The 2,873-nt window shown below is 63.4% G+C and carries 3 protein-coding genes; all 3 read left to right on the forward strand.

Going from position 1 to position 2,873, the window contains the following annotated elements; genetic code table 11:
- Window positions 1–114: 114 nt before the first annotated feature.
- A complete protein-coding gene (locus tag ACFMO5_RS11320) occupies window positions 115–549 on the forward strand; it encodes a DUF4157 domain-containing protein (protein WP_376792859.1) in 435 nt (144 codons plus the stop codon).
- A gap of 163 nt (window positions 550–712) precedes the next feature.
- Window positions 713–1,852, forward strand: a complete 1,140-nt coding sequence (locus ACFMO5_RS11325; RefSeq protein WP_376792860.1) for an NAD(P)/FAD-dependent oxidoreductase — start codon at window positions 713–715, stop codon at window positions 1,850–1,852.
- Window positions 1,853–2,262: 410 nt separating this feature from the next.
- On the forward strand, window positions 2,263–2,873 hold a 611-nt coding region (gene nth, locus ACFMO5_RS11330; protein WP_376792861.1), incomplete at its 3' end, for an endonuclease III domain-containing protein.

The following is a 2,873-nucleotide window of genomic DNA, read 5'->3' on the forward strand; positions in this document are numbered from 1 at the left end:
TTGGGGGGGGGGCGGGGCGCCCACGCCGCCGGGCTCGCCCCCAAACCCCCATGAGACAACCAGTCAAAATTCGGCTTGACCAAGCATTGACATCCTTTAGAAAGGTGAACCGAGATGCCTCCGTACTATGGGAAGATCCCAGAGCACGTTCAGAATCTGCTGCGGGAGTTGACAGGGCCGTGGATCTCCGAGGCGGATCTGGAACGAGCGCGCCTTCATGTTGGGACCGGGCTTTCCCGGATCATCCTCCGGATCATGCCCGACCCACGCCCTGGCGTGGATCCCGCTGCGGTGACGTTGGGACGGCATATTTTCATCGATCCGGCTTACTGGCCGCTCGATCGCTTGCCGGGATTTCTCTTGTTAGTCCACGAGCTGGTTCACGTGCGCCAGTGGCGGGAGCGGGGAGCGCTCGGCTTCTTATGGGCCTATCTGATGGATTACTTCGTTAACCCCCAGCGTTATGAGGGGGTCCGCCTGGAGCACGAAGCTGCAGAGGTCGCCGCGACCGTGGAGGACCAGTGGCGGACCCGGGGATTCCCCGTGTAAGCAGGCGGGAAGCGGACTGGCGTCCGTGGAACGCATGCCCGGGTTGGTTGTTGTTCTTCGTGAAATCGCCGTGGGGGCAGGCAGCCCATTTCCCATACCCTTGATCATGATAACGAAGCAACTCAGGTAAAATTCATACACACAGTAGGAAAGGAGGGTCCCAATGCGACGGGTGTTGATTCTGGGCGGCGGTTTCGGTGGGGTTGCAACGGCCTATGCGCTTCGCCAGCGGCTTCCCGCGGAGGACGAGATCATACTGATCGAACGGCGCCCGTATTTTATGATGGGCCTCCGCAAGACGTGGGCCATGATCGGTCGGGGCACCTTGGAGGAAGGGCGCCGTTCGTTAAAAGCCCTTGAGCGCCACGGCATCCGTGTTCTGCAGGGGACGATCGCTTCGATCGACCCGGCGAATCGGGCGGTGGAGGTGGACGGCCAGCGATGGGAAGGGGACGCTATGGTCGTGGCGTTGGGGGCGGAGTTAGATCCGGAGGCCATCCCGGGGTTCCGGGAATATGCGATCAACGTGTATGACCCCAATGAGATCCCCCGGGCGGCCGAGGCGGTGCGCGCTTTCCGAGGCGGGCAGGTTGTGATCGGCATCTTCGGCGTTCCCTACAAGTGCCCTCCAGCTCCCTATGAAATGGCCTTTCTCCTAAAAGATTTCTTTGAGGCCCGTGGGGTCCGCGCCCGGCTCTCCGTGTTCACCCCTCAGCCGATGTCCCTCCCGGTTTTGGGCGCGGCGGGGTGTTCCGTGCTGGAAGGTCGTCTGGCCGAGCATGGGATCGAGTTCCTGGCCAACCATAAAGCGACGGCGGTGGAAGCCGGGGCCGTGATCTTCGGCGAGCGGCGGCGGCCCTTTGACCTCCTCCTGGGGGTCCCCCCGCATCGCTGCCCGGAGGTGGTGGTCCGCAGCGGCCTGACCGATGGGGGGGCATGGGTGCGGGTCGATCCCCGGACGCTGCAGACGCGGTTTCCGGGCGTCTACGCGATTGGGGACATCACGGAGATCCTTCTCCCGAACGGCATGCCCTTGCCCAAGGCGGGGGTCTTCGCCGAGGCGGAGGGGCAGGTGGTGGCTGAGCGGATCGCCGCGGCCTTCGCAGGGCGGGAACCCGAGGCGACCTTTGGCGGGGAAGGGTTCTGCTATCTGGAGATGGGTCGGGGCGAGGCGATGCTGGTGCGGGGCCGGTTCCTGGCCGAGCCGGCGCCGGAGATCGAGCTCACCGATCCTTCCCCTCGCTATCTCGAGGAGAAACGAGCGTTCGAGGCGGATCGGCTGCGGGCTTGGTTTGGGGAATAGCGAAACCTTTCGGGTTGATGGCGCCGCTCCCCAAAAGCTGTTCAGGCGCAGATTGGAAGTCACCCTGTCGGGCCTGCGCCGACCTGGGTTTTCCTGCGCGCCGATGGAAATCGTCCTCCTCAGGCCGACGGCCAGCGCGAAGCGCTGAGGGGCACCGATTCCCATCGGCGCCAAGGGGCGAACCAGCGCCCGGAGCGGGAGGTTTCATTCGAGCTGAACAGTTGCTTTGATTCTTCCTTATGTCGTTTTGGGTCGTAAGGAGGAAGGATCAAAGAGGGTGGGGTCATCCGCAGGGCTTTTCAAAGTTCTAACCGAGACGGCATAACGGTGAGAAGTGGATGGCCCAGCCCCCGAAAACCCTTCGATGTTAGAACGCTGTCATGAAGAGCCCCTGTGGGAGTGAAGGGGATATGGCTCGAGGGCAGGGCGCCTTGCGGCGAAGGGCCCAACGGGTTGACCGCGCGCTGGAGGAATATTATGGGATCCCCGCCCGATGGCGATTGGATCCTCTTTCCGAGCTGATCCTGACGATCCTTTCTCAAAACACCAGCGACGTCAACAGCTGGCGGGCTTTCGAACGATTGCGGGAGCGGTTCCCCACATGGGAGGCCGTTCGGGATGCCCCGGTGGAAGCCGTCCGGGAAGCCATCCGACCAGCGGGCCTATCGGCTCAAAAGGCCCCTCGGATCCAGCGGATCCTCCGACGGATCACGGAGGAACGCGGCGAGCTCTCCCTGGATTTCCTGGCGGACTGGCCCGTGGAGGAGGCGAAAGCGTGGCTTCGGCGTCTGGATGGGGTGGGGCCGAAGACCGCGGCCATCGTGTTGCTGTTCTCCCTGGATAAGCCCGCCTTCCCAGTGGACACCCATGTGCATCGGGTGGGAACCCGGTTGGGTTTGATCCCCGAGGGGATGTCGGCGGAGAAAGCCCATGACTGGATGGAGGCCCTGATCTCGCCCGAGCGCTATCTGCCCTTCCATCTGTTGCTCATCCGTCACGGCCGGGAGATCTGCAAGGCCCA

Origin of the sequence: Thermoflexus sp. (assembly GCF_042408365.1) — a bacterium.
Classification (GTDB): Bacteria; Chloroflexota; Anaerolineae; order Thermoflexales; family Thermoflexaceae; genus Thermoflexus.